The sequence below is a fragment of the Lentzea albidocapillata genome (assembly GCF_000719115.1).
In the GTDB taxonomy this organism is placed as follows: Bacteria; Actinomycetota; Actinomycetes; order Mycobacteriales; family Pseudonocardiaceae; genus Lentzea; species Lentzea albidocapillata.
In genome coordinates this window covers 315,007-335,104 of sequence record NZ_JOEA01000008.1, presented here as the reverse complement: position 1 = coordinate 335,104, position 20,098 = coordinate 315,007, and the positions used below count along the sequence as shown (strand labels likewise).

The following is a 20,098-nucleotide window of genomic DNA, read 5'->3' as shown; positions in this document are numbered from 1 at the left end:
CTAGATGAGTTGTGGCTGGTGCGGGCTCACCCCGAGTGAGCGCCGCACCAGCCGCACCCACGGCGACCACCGAGCGGGTGCGGCGGGTACGCGGCCTGCCGCGCGTTCGCAGGCGTCGAACAGGTCCTCCAGGCACGCGTCGTGCATCCACCGGATGATCAACGCCCACCGCAGGCGCTTGCCCAGGCTGAAATCGCCGATCAACTCGTGCCGCAGGACCGTGCCCGAGGCCGACAGGGTGTGCGTGCCGTCGCCGTCGCTGAACGCGAAGGTGATCGACTCGCCGGGGACGAACTCGGTGCAGTGGTAGCGGATCGGGCCGTGCCCGCCGTCGGCTCCGACCCCCAGCGGGCGGTCGAACTCCTGCTTGCCCCAGGCGGGTGGCCAGAGCTCCTGGATGCGCTCGACGAACGGGCCGGCGGGCACGCCGAGGTCGCGGGTGTGGACGTTCTTGATCATGGAATTCCCCCTCCATACGCTGCCGTATGTTTCTGGAACATACGCTAGCGTATGGAAGCGTGGCGCGGAGGAATCGTGACGACTGGACTGAGATAGCGCTGAGAGCGCTCGCCGAGGGAGGGCTTCCGGCCGTCGCGATCGAGCCATTGGCGGCGCGGGCCGGAGCCACGAAGGGGAGCGTCTACCACCACTTCCCGAACCGCGAAGCGTTGCTGAAGGCGACGGTCGAGCGGTGGGAGCGGGAGCACACCGAGAAGGTCATCGAGCTGGTCGAGTCCGAGAAGACGCCGCACGGCAAGCTCCGGACGCTGTTCGCCATGGTGCTCGACCAGACCCGCAAGGGTTCGGTGGAGATGGCGTTGCAGGCGGGTGCCGGGAACGAGGTGATCGCGCCGGTGCTCCAGCGCGTCACCGAGAAGCGGATCGGCTACCTGACCGAGTTGTTCGAGCAGCTCGGGTTCGGCGAGGCCCAGGCGAGGAGACGCGCGCTGATCGCGTTCAGCCTCTACCTGGGCCAGGCGCAGATGTGGACGACCCTGCCCGGCCTCGTCGAACCGGTGCTCGACGAGGCCGTGCAGGTCCTCACGCAGAAATCAGATCAGGCCGCGGTGGCCCACAACGAGTAGGCGATCACGTCCGCGTTGCGGTCGAGCGCCGTGGCGTTGACGTTGGACGTGGTGTCGCAGGAGCGGTGGTAACAACGGTCGTAGGCCTGGCCGGCCGTGCCGCCCCACTTCTGCGCCTGGGCCGAGGTCTTGATGCCCTCGGCGCCGGTGAAGGTGCCGCCGACCGGGATGCCCGAGCGGGCGAACGCCGCGTGGTCGGAGCGGCCGCCGACGCTGGTCAGCTCGGTCGCGACGCCCTTCGACTGGAAGCCCGCCTGCAACGACTGCTGCAGCGCCAGCGAACCGGAGGGCTGACCGGAGGCGCTGTAGACGAAGTAGCCGGGGTTCGGCGAGCCGGTCATGTCGAAGTTCAGGTACGACTTGATCCTCGACCTCTCGGTCGTGGACAGGGAGTTCACGTAGAACGTCGAGCCGCGCAGCCCGAGTTCCTCCGCGCCCCACCAGCCGAACCGCACGTGCTTGGTGGGCTGGAAGTTGGTCGCCTTCATCTGGAGGGCGACCTCCAGGATCGACGCGGAGCCCGTGCCGTTGTCGTTGATGCCGGGGCCCGCCGTGACGCTGTCGAGGTGGCCGCCCAGCATGACGACGTTGTTCAGGTCGCCGCCGGGGTAGTCCGCGATCAGGTTGTAGCCGGTGGCGCCGTTGTAGGTGAACGACTGCACGCGCGTCGTGAAGCCGGCCGCGTCGAGCTTGCTCTTCACCCAGTTGATCGAGGCCAGGTACCCCGGTCGTCCGTGTGCGCGGTTGCCGCCGTTGGCGTTGGCGATCGACTGGAACTGGTTCAGGTGTGCTTGGACGTTCGCGACGTTGATGTTCGGTGCGGCGAGAGCCGCGGGTGCCGCCGCTTGCGCGGTGGTCGCTCCGGTCACCATCAAGGCGGCCGCCAGCGCGATCAGGATCCTCATGGTTCAACTCCGTGCAGGGTTAGGGATTGAGCCACTGATCAACATGCTCCTTCGTGCATGAGCGCGGTAGAGGCGATCGTCGGATTCGTCGGAATCGGTGGTGATCAACCAGAATGGTCCAGGTGGGTGACGTCACGGTCGTTCTGGGCGTCGGCGCGGCCGTACTGCTGATCTCCGTGATCGCGGTGCGGGTGTCGACTCGCCTAGGGCTGCCCTCGCTCCTGCTCTACCTCGGCATCGGCGTGCTCCTCGGCGAGTCCGTCGTCGGCATCAAGTTCGACGACGCCGACCTCACGCGGTCCCTCGGCATCGCGGCGCTGGTGCTGATCCTGACCGAGGGCGGTATCACGACCCGCTGGAGCGCGGTGAAGTCCTCGCTGCGGCTGGGCGTCGCACTGTCCACAGTGGCCGTCGCCGTGAGTGTGGCGGTGACCGGAACGGCGTTGCACTTCCTGCTGGGCCTCGACTGGCGGATGGCGCTGCTGTGGGGCGCGGTGCTGTCGTCCACCGACGCGGCCGCCGTCTTCAGCGTCCTGCGCTCGCTGGGTGTCGGCTCGCGGCTTACCGGCGCGCTCGAGCTGGAGTCCGGCCTCAACGACGCGCCGGTCTACATAGCCGTGGTGCTGCTGGCCTCGTCGGACCAGATCTCCTGGACCGCACCACTGCTGGTGATCTACGAACTGGGCGCGGGCGCGCTCGTCGGCGTGGCACTCGGCTATCTCGGCGGGGCCGGGCTCAGACGCGCGGCGCTGCCCTCCACCGGTCTGTACCCGCTCGCCACGGTGGCGGTGTGCGTGATGGCCTACACCGCCGCTGATCTCGTGCACTCCTCCGGATTCCTCGCCACGTACGTCGCCGCGCTGGTCCTCGGCAACGCCCGCCTGCCGCACCGCGCCGACACCCTCTCGTTCGCCGAAGGCCTCGGCTGGCTCGCCCAGATCGGGCTCTTCGTGCTGCTCGGCCTCTACGCCTCGCCGTCGCGCCTGCTCGACGTGCTGTTCCCCGCGCTGGTCGCGGGCGTGGTGCTGACGTTCGTGGCCCGGCCGCTGTCGGTGGTCCTCGCCTCGCTGCCGTTCAAGGTGCCGTGGCGCGAACAGGCGTTCCTGTCCTGGTCGGGGTTGCGCGGCGCGGTGCCCATCGTGTTCGCGCTCATCCCCCTGATCCAGGGCGTCGAGGGTGCTCGCGAGCTGGTCGACGTGGTGTTCCTGCTGGTCATCGTGCTGACGGTGGTGCAGGGCACGACGCTGCCGCTCCTGGCGCGGCGCCTCGGGCTGGTAAAGGCGGGCGAGGTGCAGGAGGTCCAGGTCGACGCCTCGCCGCTTGACGAGCTCGGGGCCGAACTGCTGCAGGTGCACATCCAGCGCGGGTCGAAGCTGCACGGCGTCTACATGTCCGAGCTGCGGCTACCGACCGGCGCCACGGTCAGCCTCGTGGTCCGCTCGGGGAAGAGTTTCACGCCACAACCGACGACGAGGCTGCAGACGGACGACCAATTGCTCATCGTCACCACCGAAGAGGCGCGCGACGCCGCTGAGCGGCGCGTACGTGCCGTCGACAGGGCCGGTCGCTACGCCAGGTGGAAGGGCGAGACCGGCGATTAGTCGGTCTCCGAGGCTTCTCACGATGTGATCGGGTGTCGACGGGAGTGTCACCCTCCGCTAACGTCGTCGGCAGGTCATGAGAGCCAGCGTCAAGCCCAAGCTTGCTGGCCGGCAACCCTCCAACCGCGGTGGGGTGCCCTTGGTGAGGACCTGGTCCGGCGCGTGGGGCGCCGGTCAAGCGCGGGCCTTCGCACAACGGGGCCCCTGGCCTCGGAGGCAGCTCGATGACGCTCGCGATCACCCCTGGAACCACCACTTCCGTTCCGGCTGTCGTCGGCGCCGACCTGCGCGTTCCCCTGGTCACCGGAGAGCGCGTCACGTACGCCAACCTCGACCACGCGGCGTCGGCGCCCTGTCTGCAGGAGGTCCGCGACGCCGTCGACGAGCTGCTGCCCTGGTACGCCAGCGTGCACCGCGGCGCCGGGTTCGCCTCGCAGGTCTCGACCCGTGTCTACGAGCAGGCCCGCGACCGCGTCCGCAGGTTCGTCGGGGCGCACTCCTCCGACGCCGTCGTCTTCACCCGCAACACCACGGACTCGCTGAACCTGTTGGCGCGCAGCGTTCCCAAGAACACCGCCGTCGTGCTGTTCGACAGCGAGCACCACGCGGCGCTGCTGCCGTGGCGCGGTCCGAACGTTCAGCGGGTTCCCGCTCCGTCTTCGTCCGGCGCTGCTGTTGTCGCGCTGGACCGGGCTTTGGCCGCAGCCCCGGTCGGCCCTCGGCTCGTGATCGTCACCGGGGCGTCCAACGTCACGGGGGAGCTGTGGCCGGTCGCCGAGCTCGCGAAGGTCGCCCGCCGCCACGGCGCGCGCATCGCGCTCGACGCCGCGCAGCTCGCCCCGCACCGCCCGATCAACGCCCGTGAGCTGGGCGTCGACTACATCGCGTTCTCCGGCCACAAGATCTACGCGCCCTTCGGCGCGGGCGTGCTGGTCGGCCGCGCGGACTGGCTGCAGCAGGCCCAGCCGTACCTCGTGGGCGGCGGCGCGACGTCCAAGGTGACCGACCACGGCGACCGCCTCGGCGTGGCCTGGTCCGCGGTGCCCGAGCGGCACGAGGCCGGCAGCCCGAACGTCGTCGGCGTGCACGCGCTGGCCGCGGCCTGCGAGATCCTGTCGCGGCACTGGGAGCAGACCGTCGCGCACGAGCAGGAACTGCTGACGCGCCTGCAGAACGGCCTGCGCACCATCCCCGGCTTCCGCGAGCTCGCGATCCTGGCCGACGCGGACAAGGTCGGCGTCGTGAGCTTCACGATCTCCGGCTTCGACGCCGGTTTCCTCGCGGCGGCGCTGTCCGCCGAGTACGGCATCGGCGTGCGCGACGGAGCGTTCTGCGCGCACGTGATCGTGGGGCGCCTGGTCAAGCAGGCCGGATCGCACGAGGAACGAGCCGTGCGCGCGTCGGTCGGCCTCGGCACGACGGCCGAGCACGTCGATCGCCTGATCGCCGCGCTGCGCACCCTGGTCACCGAAGGTCCGAAGTGGACCTACACGCAGCGCGACGGCCGCTGGGTGCCGCAGGACGACAACCGAACCCTGCCGCCGTTCCTCGCGTAGTCCCTGTAGTGGACAATGACCTGGTGAGTGACGAGTCCAAGGCCGAGGAGAAAGCCTCCGGGAAGGTCGCTGACGAACCGGCGGAAGCGCAGGTCAGCGAACCCGAGACGGTCGCGGCGCCCGCGATCGTGGTCGAGGAGCCGGCCGCGGGGGAGAAACCCGCGGAGTCCCCCGCGAAGGTGGAGGACGACGACGAGTTCCCGATCTCCGGTTCGATCTCCGGCTCGCTGCCGGAACCGAGGACGAAGATCCTCGCGATCCTGGCGGCCGGCGTGCTGGCCCTCGACGTGCTCACCAAAGTCGTGTCCGTCGCGTTCCTCGAGGGCGCCGACCCGATCAAGCTGTTCGGCGGCGTGCTCTACCTGACGTTCGTCCGCAACCCCGGCGCCGCGTTCGGCCTGGCGGAGAGCATGACGTGGATCCTCGCGCTGATCGCGTTCGGCGTCGCCGGGTTCATCGTCTGGATCTCGCGCAACCTTCGCTCCCAGGGCTGGGCCGTCGGCCTCGGCCTGGTGCTGGGCGGCGCCGTCGGCAACCTCGCCGACCGACTCTTCCGCGAGCCGGGCCCGATGCGCGGCCACGTCGTCGACTTCCTGTCGCTGTTCGACCCGTACGGCCGGGTGTGGCCGGTGTTCAACGTCGCGGACATGGCGATCGTCTGCGGTGGCGTGACGATCATCATCCTGGCGCTCCTGCAGCACGACTACGACGGAACCGTTCACAAGCGGGCCGAGCCCCTCGTGGAGCAGGACGGTCTGCAGGAGTCGAAGTAGCCGCTCCTGGTAGTTTCAGCAGGTTCTGCAAGAAGAAGAAGGTAGAGGCCCCGCGTGAGCGGATACCGAACGCTGCCCATTCCCGACGGTCTGGACGGCATGCGCGTCGACGCCGGTCTCGCGAAGCTGCTCGGCTTGTCCCGCACCGTCGTCGCGTCCATCGCCGACGCCGACGAGGTGCTGGTCGACGGCCGGGTCGTCGGCAAGTCCGACCGGCTCACGGCCGGGTCGATGCTGGAGATCACGCTGCCGGCGCCGCCGCAGCCGATCACCGTCCAGGCGATCCCCGTCGAGGGCCTGGTCATCGTCCACGAGGACGACGACATCATCGTCGTCGACAAGCCCGTCGGGGTCGCCGTGCACCCGTCACCGGGCTGGACCGGGCCGACCGTTGTCGGAGGGCTCCTCGCCGGCGGCCACCGTGTCGCCACGTCCGGAGCCGCCGAGCGCCAGGGCGTCGTGCACCGGCTCGACGTCGGCACGACCGGCGTGATGGTCGTCGCGAAGTCCGAGTCCGCGTACTCGGCGCTGAAGCACGCCTTCAAAGAGCGGACCGTCGACAAGGTCTACCACGCGCTCGTGCAGGGCCACCCGGACCCGATCAAGGGCACCATCGACGCCCCGATCGACCGCCACCCCAAGCACGACTACAAGTTCGCCGTGATGCAGGACGGCAAGCCGTCCATCACGCACTACGAGGTCATCGAGGCGTTCCGCGCGGCGTCGTTCGTCGAGGTGCACCTGGAGACCGGGCGCACGCACCAGATCCGTGTGCACTTCTCGGCGCTGCACCACCCGTGCGTGGGCGACCTGACGTACGGGGCCGACCCGACGCTGGCCAAGCGGCTCGGGGTGACGCGGCAATGGCTGCACGCGCGTCAGCTCGGGTTCCACCACCCGGCGGACGGTCAGTGGGTCTCGTACACGTCGGAGTACCCGGAGGACCTGTTCGTGTCGCTGGAGAAGCTGCGCGAAGAGGGCTGATTGCGTCTGGGCAAATCACCGGTTGACGACGTTGCGCCTGATGTCAACCGGTGTGCTCAGTCTTCGACGGTCCAGACCAGGGTGTTCAGGTCGACCTCGGGGCGCACGCTCCAGCGAACCTGGATCACCTGGGTCTCGTCGGGCAGCACGAACACGCTGTGCCCGCCCGTCGTCTCGCCCGGCTGCACGCCGAGCTTGTGCGCGGGCCGGGAGGACAGCGAGACGGGCGCCTTCGTCACGGTCTCGCCGGTCTTGGTCACGAGGACCAGGTACATGTCCGGCAGCGAGGTGTACGGGACCTGCGAGGTGTTCGTCACCTCGGTGTGCACGACCACGGACCGTTCGCCCTCGGCGAGCTTGTAGCCGGCCGCCGTGAACAGGAAGTCGGCCGGGTCGACGACCTCGACCAGCTGGATGGTGAGACGGGCGCCTTCGAGGCTGTCCGCCTCCAGCACCGAGCCGATCTTGCCGGTCCGCGAGACGACGGGCTTGGGCTGCGGCTGGTCCGCGCGCACCCAGCCTGCGGACTGGGGCGGACCCCAGGTGGCCTGGGGCGGCTGCTGGGTGGGGAACGGCTGGCTGACCGGGCCCTGCGGACCGTAGGGCTGCTGCTGGACCGGGTGGGGGCCGCTCTGGTGCACCGCGTGCGGGCCGGACGGCGGACCGCCCACGTAGCTGCCGTAGGCGGCGGCGTTCGCGAGGGCCCTGCGCACGCCGTTCGGGTCGCACTCCACACCCACCAGCAACGGCAGGCCGCTGCCCGAGAGGGTGATCAGGCGCATGGCGGCCTCGCGCGGGTCCATGCCCAGGCGCTGGGCGATCTCGTGCACGGCGGCGCGGCCCGACTCGGCGAGAACGGCGAGCAGGCGAGCGTCTACGGGATCGGGGGGCACCACGAAAAGAACGCTACCCGGCGGTCGTGACCACCATGTCACCGCCTACCGGATCGAGATCACCCAGACAAACCCTGGAGCCTCCGACAGGTGATCTTCGAGGCGGGATAGGGTTGGCAGATCCGGAATTCGCGTCCTTCCCACGCGTCCGTTCGATCTCATGGAGGTACCGTGGCGGACTCGTTTGTGCATCTGCACGTGCACACCGAGTACTCGATGCTCGACGGTGCGGCCAAGGTGGCCCCGCTGTTCGAGGAGGCCGGGCGGCTCGGCATGACCGCTGTCGGCATGAGCGACCACGGCAACATGTACGGGTCCGACGAGTTCTACCAAACGGCGATGAAGACCGGCATCAAGCCGATCATCGGCATCGAGGCCTACCTCGCCCCGCACAACCGCCTGCACAAGAAGCCGGTCGCCTGGGGCGATCCCGGTCAGCGCAGCGACGACATCTCCGGTGCCGGCGCGTACACCCACATGACGATGTGGGCGCGCAACGCGGACGGACTGCGGAACCTCTTCCGGCTGCACACCGAGGCCAGCAAGACGGGCTACTACTACAAGCCCCGCATGGACCGCGAGCTCGTCTCGGAGCACGCCGACGGCATCATCGCGACGACCGGCTGCCCGTCCGGCGAGGTGCAGACCCGGCTGCGGCTCGGTCAGGTCGACGAGGCGTTCCAGGCCGCGTCCGACTACCGCGACATCTTCGGCAAGGACAACTTCTTCCTGGAGTTGATGGACCACGGCCTGGAGATCGAGCGCCGGGTCCGCGACGGCCTGCTGGAGATCAGCAGGAAGCTCGGCATCCCGCCGCTCGCGACGAACGACAGCCACTACGTCACCAAGGATCAGGCGGACACGCACTCGGCGTTGCTCTGCGTGCAGTCCGGCAAGATGCTGACCGACCCGAACCGGTTCAAGTTCGACGGCGACGGCTACTACCTGAAGTCGTCCGAGGAGATGCGGGAGATCTGGAAGGACCTCCCGGAGGCGTGCGACAACACGCTGCTGGTCGCGTCGATGGTCGAGTCCTACGAGGACATCTGGACCGTCAAGGACCGCATCCCGAACTTCGAGGTCCCCGAGGGCGAGGACCAGGCCTCCTGGTTCCGCAAGGAGATCCGGCGCGGCCTCGAGTGGCGGTTCGAGGGCCGGGAGGTTCCGGACGAGTACATCAAGCGCTGTGACTTCGAGGCCAAGGTCATCATCGACAAGGGCTTCCCGGCGTACTTCCTGATCGTCGCCGACCTGATCAGCTACGCCCGCAGCGTGGGCATCCGCGTCGGTCCCGGCCGTGGTTCGGCCGCGGGCGCGGCCGTGTCGTGGGCGATGGGCATCACGAACATCGACCCGATCCCGCACGGTCTGCTGTTCGAGCGGTTCCTGAACCCCGAGCGCACCGCCATGCCCGACATCGACATCGACTTCGACGACCGCCGTCGTGGCGAGATGATCCGCTACGCCAGTGAGAAGTACGGCACGGACAAGGTCGCCCAGGTGATCACGTTCGGCACGATTAAGACCAAGGCCGCGCTGAAGGACTCGGCGCGCGTGCACCACGGCCAGCCGGGCTTCGCGATCGCCGACAAGATCTCGAAGGCGCTGCCGCCGCCGATCATGGCGAAGGACATCCCGCTCAACGGCATCGTCAACAAGAGTCACCCGCGCTACGGCGAGGCCGCCGAGGTCCGGTCGCTGCTGGAGACCGACTCGCAGGTGAAGGAGATCTTCGACACCGCGCTCGGTCTCGAGGGCCTGATCCGCAACGCCGGTGTGCACGCCTGCGCGGTGATCATGTCGAAGGACCCGCTCACGGAGTCCATCCCCCTCTGGTACCGCGACGACGGCTCGTTCATCACCGGCTGGGACTACCCGTCGTGCGAGAACATCGGCCTGCTGAAGATGGACTTCCTCGGGCTGCGCAACCTCACGGTGATGGGCGACGCGATCGAGAACATCGAGGCCAACCGCGGCAAGGACGCGGTCCCGGACTTCGACAAGCTCACGCTCGACGACCCGGAGACCTACGCGCTGCTCGGCCGGGGTGACACGCTCGGCGTGTTCCAGCTGGACGGCGGGCCGATGCGCGACCTGCTGCGCCGGATGCAGCCGACGACGTTCGAGGACATCGTCGCGGTCGGCGCGCTGTACCGCCCCGGTCCGATGGGTGTGAACGCGCACAACGACTACGCGGACCGCAAGAACGGCCGTCAGGAAGTCAAGCCGATCCACCCGCAGCTCGAGGAACCGCTCAAGGTGATCCTCGGCGAGACGCACGGTCTGATCGTCTACCAAGAGCAGATCATGTTCATCGCCCAGGAGGTCGCGGGCTACTCGATGGGCCGCGCGGACGTGCTCCGCAAGGCCATGGGCAAGAAGAAGGCCGAGGTCCTGGCCAAGGAGTTCGAGGGCTTCCGCGAGGGCATGCGCAACGACCCGCGCGGCTTCTCCGACGAGGCGATCCAGGCGCTGTGGGACACGATCCTCCCGTTCGCCGGCTACGCGTTCAACAAGTCGCACGCGGCCGCGTACGGCCTGATCTCGTACTGGACGGCGTACCTCAAGGCGAACTTCCGCGCCGAGTACATGGCCGCCCTGCTGACGTCGGTCGGTGACAACAAGGACAAGTCGGCGGTCTACCTCGCCGAGTGCCGCCGCCTGGGCATCAAGGTCCTCCCGCCGGACGTCAACGAGTCGGCGCTGCGCTTCGGTGCGGTCGGCACGGACATCCGCTTCGGCCTGGGCGCGATCCGCAACGTCGGCGCGAACGTCGTCGAGTCGATCATCAAGAGCCGCCGGGAGAAGGGCGCCTACACGTCCTTCACGGACTTCATGGACAAGTCCGAGCTCGTCGCCTGCAACAAGCGCGTGATCGAGTCGCTGATCAAGGCAGGCGCGTTCGACGCGTTCGGCCACCCCAGGCTCTCGCTGATCCAGGTGCACGAGGACGCGGTCGACGCCGTCGTCCCGATCAAGCGCAAGGAGGCGGAGGGGCAGTTCGACCTGTTCGGTGGCGACAGCGCCGACGACCAGGACGACAGCAGCTCACCGCTGGCGCACCTCAAGTTCGGCACGGACGAGTACCCGCGCAAGCAGATGCTCAGCCTCGAGAAGGAGATGCTGGGGCTGTACGTGTCCTCGCACCCCCTCGACGGCGCCGAGCGGATCCTGCGCAAGTACGCGCCGCGGCCGATCGCGGTCGTGCTCGACGATCCGCCCAAGGAAGGCGAGCTGATCGTCTCGGGCATGATCTCGTCGATCGAGCGCCGGGTGAACAAGAACGGCCTGCCGTGGGCGATCACGGTCATCGAGGACCTGGACGCGTCCATCGAGGTCCTGTTCTTCCCGAAGTCCTACGAGGTGCTGCGCGACGACCTGGAGCTCGACTCCGCCGTGTGCGTGAAGGGCCGCGTGAACTGGCGCGAGGACAAGATGGCGATCTTCGGTGACGGCGTCGTCCCGCTCGACATCAGCGACGCGGAGGCCAACCCCGGCGCGGACCCGCCGCTCGTGCTCGGGCTGCACACCAAGACGCTGACGCCGGAGTTGATCGAGGAACTCAAGATCGTGTTCAAGTCGCACGAGGGTCAGGTCGCCGTGCACCTGGAGGTGCAGAAGCGCGACAAGTCGAAGGAGATGCTGGTGGTGGACAACTACCGGGTCAGCACGACGCCGTCGCTCTTCGGTGATCTCAAGACCATCCGCGGCGTCACCATCCAGCGTTGATCGCCTGGCTTCGGAAATAGTGGCGAGGGTTGAGTAAACGGGGTTAACTGGGTGAGGTGACGACACTCACCCAGTTGCCCGACGACTACGTCCAGAACCCGCACCACGTGCACGACATGCTGCGTGCCGAGGGGCCCGTGCAGGAAGTCCACATGCCGCGCGGGCTCAAGGTCTGGCTCGTGACTCGGTACGACGAGGCGAAGATCGCCCTCACCGCTCCGCAGGTCAGCAAGAACATCGCGGAGGGCGGCCACCTGATGGCCGTGCACTCTCCCGACACCGACCAGCGCCGCGAGATCGAACCCACGCTCGCCGTGCACATGCTCAACATGGACCCGCCGGGCCACACCCGGCTGCGCAAGCTCGTGACCAAGGCGTTCACCGCCCGTCGCATCGAGCTGATGCGCCCACGTGTGCAGGAGATCGCGGCCGAGCTGATCGCCAAGCTCAACGACGGCGACGAGGTCGACCTGCTGGAGGCGTTCGCGTTCCCGCTGCCCATCACCGTCATCTGCGAGCTGCTCGGCATCCCGATCGACAACCGCGACGACTTCCGCGAGTGGTCGAACCAGCTGCTGTCCTTCGGTACGCCGGACCAGGTGCAGGCCGCCGCGTCCGCGATGGCCGGCTTCCTCTTCCAGCACGTCACGGCCATCGCCCAGGCCGAGCCCGACGACACGTTCTTCTCCGCTCTCGTGCACGCCGACGACTCCGGTGACCGGCTGAACACCGAAGAGCTGATCTCGATGGCGTTCCTGCTGCTCGTGGCGGGCCACGAGACGACGGTGAACCTCATCGGCAACGCGGTGCTGTCGTTGCTGAGGAACCCGGACCAGCTGCAGATCCTCAAGGACCGCCCCGAGTTGATCCCGGCGAGCACCGAGGAGTTCCTGCGGCTGGAGGGCCCGGTCAACGTCGCGACCTTCCGCTACACCAGGGAGGACCTCGAGCTCGGCGGCGTCACGGTGCCCGCCGGCGAGATCCTGATGGTGTCGCTGGTCGCCGCGAACCGCGACCCCGCGAAGTACGCCGATGCGGACAAGCTCGACGTGACGCGGTCGGCGCAGGGGCACGTGGCGTTCGGTCACGGCATCCACTTCTGCCTCGGCGCGCCGCTGGCCCGGCTGGAGTTCGACGTGGCGCTGACGCAGCTGCTCGACCGGTTCCCGAACCTGACGCTGGCCGCGGAGCCGGAGACGTTGGTGTGGCGGGACAGCACGCTGATCCGCGGCCTGCACACCCTGCCCGTCCGCCTCGCCTAATGTGCTGCGGGTGGACGACCTGCTGAAGCTCGACCAGGCGCACGTCTGGCACCCGTACGGCCCGATGCCGGGCACCCAGGAACCGTTGCTCGTCTCGGAGGCCTCGGGTGTCCGGCTGACGCTCGCGGACGGCCGCGAGCTCGTCGACGGCATGTCGTCGTGGTGGGCGGCCATCCACGGCTACCGCCACCCCGTGCTGGACGCGGCCGTCACCGAGCAGCTCGGCAGGATGAGCCACGTGATGTTCGGCGGTCTCACGCACGAGCCCGCCATCAGGCTCAGCGCGAAGCTCGTCGAGATCACCCCCGAACCGTTGCAGCACGTGTTCCTCTGCGACTCCGGCTCGGTGTCGGTCGAGGTCGCCGTGAAGATGTGCCTGCAGTACTGGCGCTCGCAGAACCGGCCGGAGAAGCACCGCCTGCTGACGTGGCGCGGCGGCTACCACGGCGACACGTTCAACCCGATGTCCGTCTGCGACCCCGAGGGCGGGATGCATTCGCTGTGGCGCGGGATTCTGCCGCAGCAGGTGTTCGCGGACGCGCCGCCGGCCGAGATGGACACCGCGTACGTCCAGCACCTCGCCGACCTGATCGAGGAACACGCGGACGAACTCGCCGCGATCATCGTCGAGCCGGTCGTGCAGGGCGCCGGGGGCATGCGCTTCCACGACCCGCGCTACCTGCACGTGTTGCGCGAGCTGGCATACACGCACGATGTGCTGCTGGTGTTCGACGAGATCGCCACGGGCTTCGGCCGCACGGGCGAGCTGTTCGGTGCCGATCACGCGAACGTCAGCCCGGACGTCATGTGCCTGGGCAAGTCGCTGACCGGCGGGTACCTGACGATGGCCGCCACCCTGTGCACGTCACGGGTGGCGGACGGGATCAGCAGGGGCGAGGTGCCGGTGCTCGCGCACGGGCCGACGTTCATGGGCAACCCGCTGGCTGCGGCGGTGTCGCTGGCGTCGATCGACCTGCTGCTGTCCCAGGACTGGAAGCGCGAGGTCGCCCGCATCTCCGCCGGTCTGACGGCAGGACTCGCGCCCGCACGCGCGTTGCCCGGCGTTCGGGACGTGCGCGTGCTGGGCGCCATCGGTGTCGTGCAGCTGCATGAGCCCGTGGACATGGCCCGAGCCACTCGCGCCGCGGTTGACGCGGGCGTCTGGCTGCGGCCGTTCCGCGACCTGATCTACACGATGCCGCCGTTCATCAGCACGGACGACGACATCGCGGCGATCTGTCAGGGAGTGATCGCGGCCGCGAGCTGAGTGTCGGTCGGCTCGACCATGAACTCACCGTTCGGGAGCACGACGACGGGGATCTGCTTGCGGCCGGAGATCTCGATCGCCCTGTCCCGCGCCTCGTCGTCGTGCTCGACGTCGACGTAGGTGAACGGCACGTTGTTGCGGGTCAGCCACGACTTGGCCCGGCGGCAGTCGCCACACCATTCGGCGCCGTACATCACGATCGGTTGCTCGGTCATGCCCTTACGGTAGGTGACGGCCGCAAGGTCGCGTCGACCTTGCCGCTGTCTCCGGAGGAGCAGCCGTCCAATACAGTGAGTGCCTGTGAGCGTGCTGGTGATCACCGGAACCGGGACCGAGGTCGGCAAGACCGCCGTGACCGCGGGCATCGCGGCGCTGGCCAGGGCAGAAGGCAGACGGGTCGCGGTGCTCAAGCCCGCGCAGACCGGCCTGCTGCCCGGCGAGCCTGGCGACGTGGCGGAGGTGGCGCGGCTGGCGGGCGACGTGACGACCCGTGAGCTGGCCAGATACCCCGACCCGCTGGCCCCCGCCACCGCGGCGAGACGCGCCGGCATGGCCACCGTGCACCCCAAGGAGGTCGCCGCCGAGGTCACCGCGCTCGACGAGACCCACGACCTGGTGCTGGTCGAGGGCGCGGGCGGGCTGCTGGTGCGGTTCGACGAGGGCGGTTCGACGCTGGCCGACATCGCGTGGGCGGTGAACGCGCCCGTCCTGATCGTCGCTCAGGCCGGGCTCGGCACGTTGAACTCGACCGCGCTGACGGCCGAGGCGTTGCAGCGGCGTGGACTCGAGTCGATCGGTGTCGTGGTGGGCAGCTGGCCGCTGCACCCCGACCTCGCCTCGCTCACGAACCTGGCCGACCTGCCGGAGGCGGCGGGCGCACCGCTGCTCGGCGCGCTGCCGCAGGGTGTGACGAAGCTCGGCCCGGTGGACTTCCTGACCGTCGCCAGGAGATCGTTCTCACCGTGGTTCGGCGGGGAGTTCGACCCGGAGACGTTCGCGGCTCAATTCGCGGTCCAGTGACCTACATCGCTGCACGAGGAAGGATTCAGTGAGGCACACTGGCTCGCCAGGCCACAGAGGAGGAGAGATCGTGACCGCAGCACCGGAACAGATCGACGTGCTCGACGAGGCTCGTGAGCAGGTGCTCGAACGAGGCGTCGGGCTCACCGAGGCTCAGGTGCTGAAGGTGCTGGAGCTCCCCGAGGACCGGGTCCCCGAGCTGCTCGCACTGGCGCACGAGGTCCGTGAGCGCTGGTGCGGCCCCGAGGTCGAGGTCGAGGGCATCGTGTCGCTCAAGACCGGTGGCTGCCCCGAGGACTGCCACTTCTGCTCGCAGTCGGGCCAGTTCCCCTCGCCCGTGCGGTCGGCGTGGCTGGACATTCCCGGCCTGGTCCGCGCGGCGCGGCAGACCCGTGACACCGGCGCGACCGAGTTCTGCATCGTCGCGGCCGTGCGCGGCCCGGACAAGCGGCTGCTCTCGCAGGTGCGTGACGGCATCAAGGCCATCCGCGCGGACGGCAACGACATCCAGATCGCCTGCTCGCTCGGCATGCTCACGCAGGAGCAGGTCGACGAGCTCGTGGCCATGGGCGTGCACCGCTACAACCACAACCTCGAGACCGCCCGCTCGCACTTCCCGGAGGTCGTCACCACGCACTCCTGGGAGGAGCGCTGGGACACGCTGCGGATGATCCGCGACGCCGGCATGGAGGTCTGCTGTGGCGGCATCATCGGCATGGGGGAGACGCTGGCGCAGCGCGCGGAGTTCGCCGTGCAGCTCGCGGAGCTGGAGCCGGACGAGGTCCCGCTGAACTTCCTCATCCCGAACCCCGGCACGCCGTACGAGAACTACCCGGTCGTCGAGGGCGCCGAGGCGCTGCGCACGGTCGGCGCGTTCCGGCTCGCGCTGCCGCGCACGATCCTGCGGTTCGCCGGCGGCCGTGAGCTGACGTTCGGTGACCTGGGTGCGAAGCAGGGCATGCTCGGCGGCATCAACGCGATCATCGTCGGCAACTACCTGACGAACCTCGGCCGTCCCGCGCAGCAGGACCTCGACATGCTCGAAGAGCTGTCGATGCCGATCAAGGCGCTGAGCCAGACCCTGTGAAGATGACGGCTGTGTACTGCGCTTTCTGCGGCAAGGAAGAGGCTGACGGCGACCACGCGTTCTGCCGTCAGCGTCTGTCGATGATCGATCCGCCGCGCTACTGCCCGGAGTGCGCGCGCCGCATGGTCGTCCAGGTGACCCCGGACGGCTGGACGGCGCGCTGTAGCCGCCACGGAGAGACTGCGTCGGCTCGGTAGTAACCTCTCGCGAATGGACGAAAAAGCAGCGCCGGTGCGCATCGAACCCGTGCCGGAGCCGCCGTACGTCTACCACTACTACCCCCGGCCACGGCCGAAGGTGGTGGTGAAGCGGGATCTGCTGCCGGGCCTCGTGGTGGCGCTGACGACGTTCGCGTTCGGGCTGCCGGCCGCGTACCTCTGGTCGTGGCTGGCCCCGGCCCAGCTCAAGATCGTCTCGGCGCAGGACAGCAAGTTCTACCCGATCGGCGTGGAGAGCTACCACCGGCTCGACGCGCTGATGGTGTTCGTGCTGATCGGCCTGGGCGCCGGCGTGGTCACCGGGATCGCGACGTGGCTGCTGCGGCAGCGGCGCGGGCCGGTCGTGATGCTGGGGATGACCGCCGGATCGTTCGGGGCGGGGTGGTTCGCGCAGTTCCTCGGCGGTTCGCTGGCCGCGGCCGCGTACCCGCTGCCGTCGACGATCAAGGCGAACGACACGTTGCTCATCGCGCCCGCTTTGGAGACGTGGTGGGGAATTCTGGCGTGGCCGCTGGGTGCCGCGCTGGCGTACGGCTGCTGCACGGCGTGGAACGGCCTGGACGACCTCGGGCGGCGCCTCGGTTAGTTCGCCGGGACGCCGCCTTCTTCGGTTACCCGACGCGGTAGGCGAAGTCGGGCATGTCCGTCACGAACATCTGACCGGGCGCGTGCGTGATCGCGAACGGCGGCCTGGACTTCATCAGCACGGCCTGAGGAGTCACCCCGCACGCCCAGAACACCGGCACATCACCGGGTTCGTGCTCGACGGCGTCCCCGAAGTCCGGTGCGTCGATGTCCTCGATCCCGAGCATCCTCGGGTCGCCCGCACCGACCGGGGCGCCGTGCACCGACGGCATGAGCGCGGTGACCTTGTGCGCCATGTCCACAAGGGACTCCGGGATCCAGCGCATCGACACGACCATCGGGCCGTGCAGCCTTCCTGCGGGCCGGCACTGGATGTCCGTTACGTACATGGAGACGTTCTTGCCCTGATCGACGTGCCGCAGCGGCACTCCCGCGTTGGTGAGTGCCGTCTCGAACGTGAAGCTGCAGCCGATCAGGAACGTCACCAGGTCGTCGCGCCAGTAGTCGGTCGCGTTCTCGGGTTCTGCTTTGAGCTCCCCGTTTTCCCAGATGCGGTACCGCGGCGCGTGGGTGCGCACGTCCGCGTCCTGCTTGAGGGCGCTGACGGTCTCGCCCGCGTCCAGCACGTCGAGCACCGGGCACGGCTTGGGGTTGCGGTGGGTGAAGAGCAGGAAGTCGTACGCCCAGTCCCTGGGGATGGCGATCAGGTTGGCCTGCGCCTGTCCCGGCGCTTGTCCCGCGGTCGTCATTCGAGCTCCTTGTTGACCGTCTCCGGCAGCCAGATGAGTGCGACGACGGCGATTCCGTACGCGGCCGCCCCGAACAGCATCGCACCGCCGATACCGAGCCGGTCGGCCATGAACCCGACCACACCGGGGAACACCGCGCCGAACGCGCGCCCGAAGTTGTAGGTGAAGCCCTGGCCGGTGCCCCGCAGGTGCGTCGGGTAGAGCTCGCTGAGGTAGCTGCCGAACCCGCTGAAGATCGCGCTCATGCAGAACCCGAGCGGGAAGCCGAGGAACATGACCAACGTGTTGGCGCCGTTGGGAATCTGTGTGTACGCGACGATCAGCAACGCGCTGGCGACCGCGAACAGCACGAAGGTCTTCTTACGCCCCAGGTAGTCCGTGAGGTAGCCACCGCACACGTACCCGATCCAGGCGCCGACGATGAGGAACGCGAGGTACCCGCCCGTGCCGATGACCGTGAGGCCGCGCCCCGTCTGCAGGAACGCGGGCAGCCACAACGCGAGTGTGTAGTACCCGCCCTGCACACCGGTCGCGAGCAACGCGGCGAACAACGTGGTCTTGAGGATCGGACCCCGGAAGATCTTCGGGAACGTGCCGCGTTCTTTGAGCTGTGCCTTGGCTTCCGGCGCGTCCTCGACGTTGCGGCGCACGTAGAAGATGAGGATCGCGGGCAGCGCGCCCGTCCAGAACATGATCCGCCAGGAGATGGCCGGGTCCGCGAACGAGACGACCAGCGTGTTGACGAGGACCGCCAGCCCCCAGCCCACTGCCCACGCGCTCTGGATGAACGCCACGGTCCGCCCGCGGTACTTCGGCTTGCAGTACTCGGCCACGAGGATCGCCCCGGCCGCCCACTCGCCACCGAAGCCCAGCCCCTGCAGCGCGCGGAAGACCAGCAGGGTCTCGTAGTTCGTCGCGAAACCGCACAGCACCGTGAAGAACGCGTACGCGGCCACCGTGATGACCAGCGTCCTGGACCGGCCGAACCGGTCGGCCATGATCCCCGCCACCGCGCCGCCGATGGCGCTCATCAGCAGCGTGCTGGTGCCCAGCAGGCCGGCTTCCGCCTTCGTCAGGCCGAAGTAGCCGGTGATCGCGACCAGGCTCAGGGGCAGGACCCAGTAGTCGTACGAGTCCAGTCCGTAGCCGCCGAAGGCGCCGACGAACGCGCGCCTGCCCTTCTGGCCGAGACTGCGGAACCAGGCGAAACGGCCTGTGTCCTCGGTCGTGGACGTGCTCATGGGACACCTCGCAGCGTGGTGGAGGAGTGGTCGGGTGTGATGTGAGCCTCAGAGTAAGGATTGTTCAACAATCCCACAAGGCCACAATTCCACGATCCGACGATCGGCGCGCTGCGGATGGGCTGGGTGGCGTCGGTGGGTGCGGCTCAACGGTCCGCGCTCGTGCCTCGCCTCAACGCAAACGGGGGCCGTACGTACTGACGAGCAGTACGAAAGACCCCCGCGTGCGATCGGGCTACAGCTTGAGGCGACTCGTCCGGCGGCTTCTGCAGCGTGACGCCGGCGGTGCGGCTAGTGGTGTGGCCCGGGACGTTGCCGGGGGAATTCGCGGTCAGACGGGTGCATCGCGGTGTCGCCCCACGTTCTCGTACTGGTTGTACGGGGGCGTGGGGGCGGTGCCGCGAGGCGCCCTGCTGAGCGTGGATTACGTCGCCGACGTCCCGGGCCACACCACTAGTTCGGGCTCGGCACGTGCCCAAACTCGGTCAACGGCACCGGAACGGCCTTCAGCGCGCTCAGGATCCCGGTCTCCCGGTGCAGCATCCGCCGCACGAGCCGCAGCCGCCGAGCCGGTGACCTCTCCTCCAGCAGCCGCTGCCGATCCTCGACGGGCAGCAGGCAGTCGGCGGCCAGCAGGTACGACAACGCGCCGAGATCGACGTCCTCGGCGGGCGTGGACCAGTCCTCTCGATGCCAAGCGGCGCCGCAGTAGCGTTCATGGGCGGCACGGGCTCCGCGCTCCAGGATCGGCACGACCTCCTGAGCCGCCTCGGGCACGGGAACGTCGTCCAGGTAGTCGACGTGGGCCAGCAGGTACGGCGCCGTCGTCGTGTCGACGTCCAGCAGCCGGAACCGCCGCACCCCGCGCGTCACGATGTCGAAGCGGCCCTCGGGCATCGGCCGGGCGTCCAGCAGGTCCGCCGAGCAGCCGATGTCCTGCAGTGAGTGGACGTTGTCGGCGCCCACTTCCCAGCCCTGCTTGATGCACACGACGCCGAACGTCCGGCCGAACAGCGAGCCGGTCATCAGGTCGACGACGAGCTGGCGGTAGCGGGGTTCGAAGATGTGCAGCGGCAAAGACGCCCCTGGAAGCAGCACTGTGCCAAGGGGAAACAAGGGAAGCGTCTCTGCCACGCGCCCAAC

19 protein-coding genes and 1 riboswitch are annotated in these 20,098 nt (G+C 68.7%); of the genes, 12 read left to right on the top strand and 7 right to left on the bottom strand.

Annotated features, from left to right (window positions below; translation table 11 throughout):
* The gene (locus IG04_RS0114070) at positions 1 to 459 is read right to left on the bottom strand and encodes a hypothetical protein (RefSeq protein WP_051769839.1); all 459 of its coding nucleotides are present in this window, start codon (positions 457 to 459) and stop codon (positions 1 to 3) included.
* A 59-nt stretch (positions 460 to 518) separates the two neighbouring features.
* Here IG04_RS0114070 and IG04_RS0114065 point away from each other — a divergent pair, with 59 nt between their 5' ends.
* Entirely contained in the window at positions 519 to 1,085 is a 567-nt protein-coding gene (locus IG04_RS0114065) for a TetR/AcrR family transcriptional regulator (RefSeq protein ID WP_245816368.1), read from the top strand.
* On the opposite strand, the gene IG04_RS0114060 is transcribed toward IG04_RS0114065, so the two are convergent.
* On the bottom strand, positions 1,058 to 1,990 hold the full coding sequence (locus IG04_RS0114060; RefSeq protein WP_051769833.1) for a M28 family metallopeptidase: 933 nt from the start codon (positions 1,988 to 1,990) through the stop codon (positions 1,058 to 1,060). The genes IG04_RS0114065 and IG04_RS0114060 overlap by 28 nt on opposite strands.
* 122 nt (positions 1,991 to 2,112) lie before the next feature.
* Here IG04_RS0114060 and IG04_RS0114055 point away from each other — a divergent pair, with 122 nt between their 5' ends.
* From IG04_RS0114055 to IG04_RS0114040, 4 genes are all read left to right on the top strand, one after another.
* Complete coding sequence (locus tag IG04_RS0114055; RefSeq protein ID WP_144065468.1) at positions 2,113 to 3,591, top strand: potassium/proton antiporter; 1,479 nt, start codon at positions 2,113 to 2,115, stop codon at positions 3,589 to 3,591.
* A 72-nt stretch (positions 3,592 to 3,663) separates the two neighbouring features.
* Positions 3,664 to 3,778, top strand: a riboswitch (SAM riboswitch).
* A gap of 37 nt (positions 3,779 to 3,815) precedes the next feature.
* Entirely contained in the window at positions 3,816 to 5,147 is a 1,332-nt protein-coding gene (locus IG04_RS0114050; protein ID WP_030477065.1) for an aminotransferase class V-fold PLP-dependent enzyme, read from the top strand.
* Positions 5,148 to 5,170: 23 nt separating this feature from the next.
* A complete protein-coding gene (gene lspA, locus IG04_RS42575) occupies positions 5,171 to 5,920 on the top strand; it encodes a signal peptidase II (protein WP_173849993.1) in 750 nt (249 codons plus the stop codon).
* A 99-nt stretch (positions 5,921 to 6,019) separates the two neighbouring features.
* Positions 6,020 to 6,904: an RluA family pseudouridine synthase gene (locus tag IG04_RS0114040; RefSeq protein WP_051769864.1), complete on the top strand. Its 885-nt coding sequence runs from the start codon at positions 6,020 to 6,022 to the stop codon at positions 6,902 to 6,904.
* Positions 6,905 to 6,960: 56 nt separating this feature from the next.
* Here IG04_RS0114040 and IG04_RS0114035 read toward each other — a convergent pair whose 3' ends face one another.
* Positions 6,961 to 7,800, bottom strand: a complete 840-nt coding sequence (locus IG04_RS0114035; protein WP_030477062.1) for an AsnC family protein — start codon at positions 7,798 to 7,800, stop codon at positions 6,961 to 6,963.
* Positions 7,801 to 8,013: 213 nt separating this feature from the next.
* On the opposite strand from IG04_RS0114035, the gene dnaE reads away from it, so the two are divergent.
* The 3 genes from dnaE to IG04_RS0114020 are packed head-to-tail and all read left to right on the top strand — an operon-like array spanning position 8,014 to position 14,055.
* Complete coding sequence (gene dnaE, locus IG04_RS0114030; RefSeq protein WP_051769862.1) at positions 8,014 to 11,526, top strand: DNA polymerase III subunit alpha; 3,513 nt, start codon at positions 8,014 to 8,016, stop codon at positions 11,524 to 11,526.
* A gap of 56 nt (positions 11,527 to 11,582) precedes the next feature.
* Complete coding sequence (locus IG04_RS0114025) at positions 11,583 to 12,788, top strand: cytochrome P450 family protein (RefSeq protein ID WP_030477060.1); 1,206 nt, start codon at positions 11,583 to 11,585, stop codon at positions 12,786 to 12,788.
* 4 nt (positions 12,789 to 12,792) lie between these two features.
* Positions 12,793 to 14,055 carry an adenosylmethionine--8-amino-7-oxononanoate transaminase gene (locus tag IG04_RS0114020; RefSeq protein WP_211257757.1) on the top strand — a complete coding sequence of 421 codons (1,263 nt, stop codon included), beginning with the start codon at positions 12,793 to 12,795 and terminating at the stop codon, positions 14,053 to 14,055.
* Here IG04_RS0114020 and IG04_RS0114015 read toward each other — a convergent pair.
* The gene (locus IG04_RS0114015; RefSeq protein WP_030477058.1) at positions 14,028 to 14,270 is read right to left on the bottom strand and encodes a glutaredoxin family protein; all 243 of its coding nucleotides are present in this window, start codon (positions 14,268 to 14,270) and stop codon (positions 14,028 to 14,030) included. The two genes, IG04_RS0114020 and IG04_RS0114015, sit on opposite strands and share 28 nt — an antisense overlap.
* An 85-nt stretch (positions 14,271 to 14,355) precedes the next feature.
* Between IG04_RS0114015 and bioD the strand changes: the two genes are divergently transcribed.
* The 4 genes from bioD to IG04_RS0113995 all read left to right on the top strand — a co-directional run bounded on the left by bioD (position 14,356) and on the right by IG04_RS0113995 (position 16,966).
* Entirely contained in the window at positions 14,356 to 15,075 is a 720-nt protein-coding gene (gene bioD / locus IG04_RS0114010; protein ID WP_036014528.1) for a dethiobiotin synthase, read from the top strand.
* A 70-nt stretch (positions 15,076 to 15,145) separates the two neighbouring features.
* Positions 15,146 to 16,162, top strand: a complete 1,017-nt coding sequence (gene bioB / locus IG04_RS0114005; protein WP_030477056.1) for a biotin synthase BioB — start codon at positions 15,146 to 15,148, stop codon at positions 16,160 to 16,162.
* A 2-nt stretch (positions 16,163 to 16,164) separates the two neighbouring features.
* The gene (gene bsaP / locus IG04_RS0114000; RefSeq protein ID WP_030477055.1) at positions 16,165 to 16,359 is read left to right on the top strand and encodes a biotin synthase auxiliary protein BsaP; all 195 of its coding nucleotides are present in this window, start codon (positions 16,165 to 16,167) and stop codon (positions 16,357 to 16,359) included.
* Positions 16,360 to 16,372: 13 nt separating this feature from the next.
* Entirely contained in the window at positions 16,373 to 16,966 is a 594-nt protein-coding gene (locus IG04_RS0113995; RefSeq protein ID WP_030477054.1) for a DUF2567 domain-containing protein, read from the top strand.
* 25 nt (positions 16,967 to 16,991) lie between these two features.
* On the opposite strand, the gene IG04_RS0113990 is transcribed toward IG04_RS0113995, so the two are convergent.
* From IG04_RS0113990 to IG04_RS0113980, 3 genes are all read right to left on the bottom strand, one after another.
* Positions 16,992 to 17,714, bottom strand: coding sequence for a putative hydro-lyase (locus IG04_RS0113990; protein ID WP_051769824.1), 723 nt, complete (start codon positions 17,712 to 17,714; stop codon positions 16,992 to 16,994).
* Entirely contained in the window at positions 17,711 to 18,955 is a 1,245-nt protein-coding gene (locus IG04_RS0113985; protein WP_030477052.1) for an MFS transporter, read from the bottom strand. The genes IG04_RS0113990 and IG04_RS0113985 overlap by 4 nt, the downstream gene beginning before the upstream one ends.
* Before the next feature lie 453 nt (positions 18,956 to 19,408).
* Positions 19,409 to 20,089 carry an LON peptidase substrate-binding domain-containing protein gene (locus IG04_RS0113980; protein ID WP_084401672.1) on the bottom strand — a complete coding sequence of 227 codons (681 nt, stop codon included), beginning with the start codon at positions 20,087 to 20,089 and terminating at the stop codon, positions 19,409 to 19,411.
* Between the last annotated feature and the right edge of the window lie 9 nt (positions 20,090 to 20,098).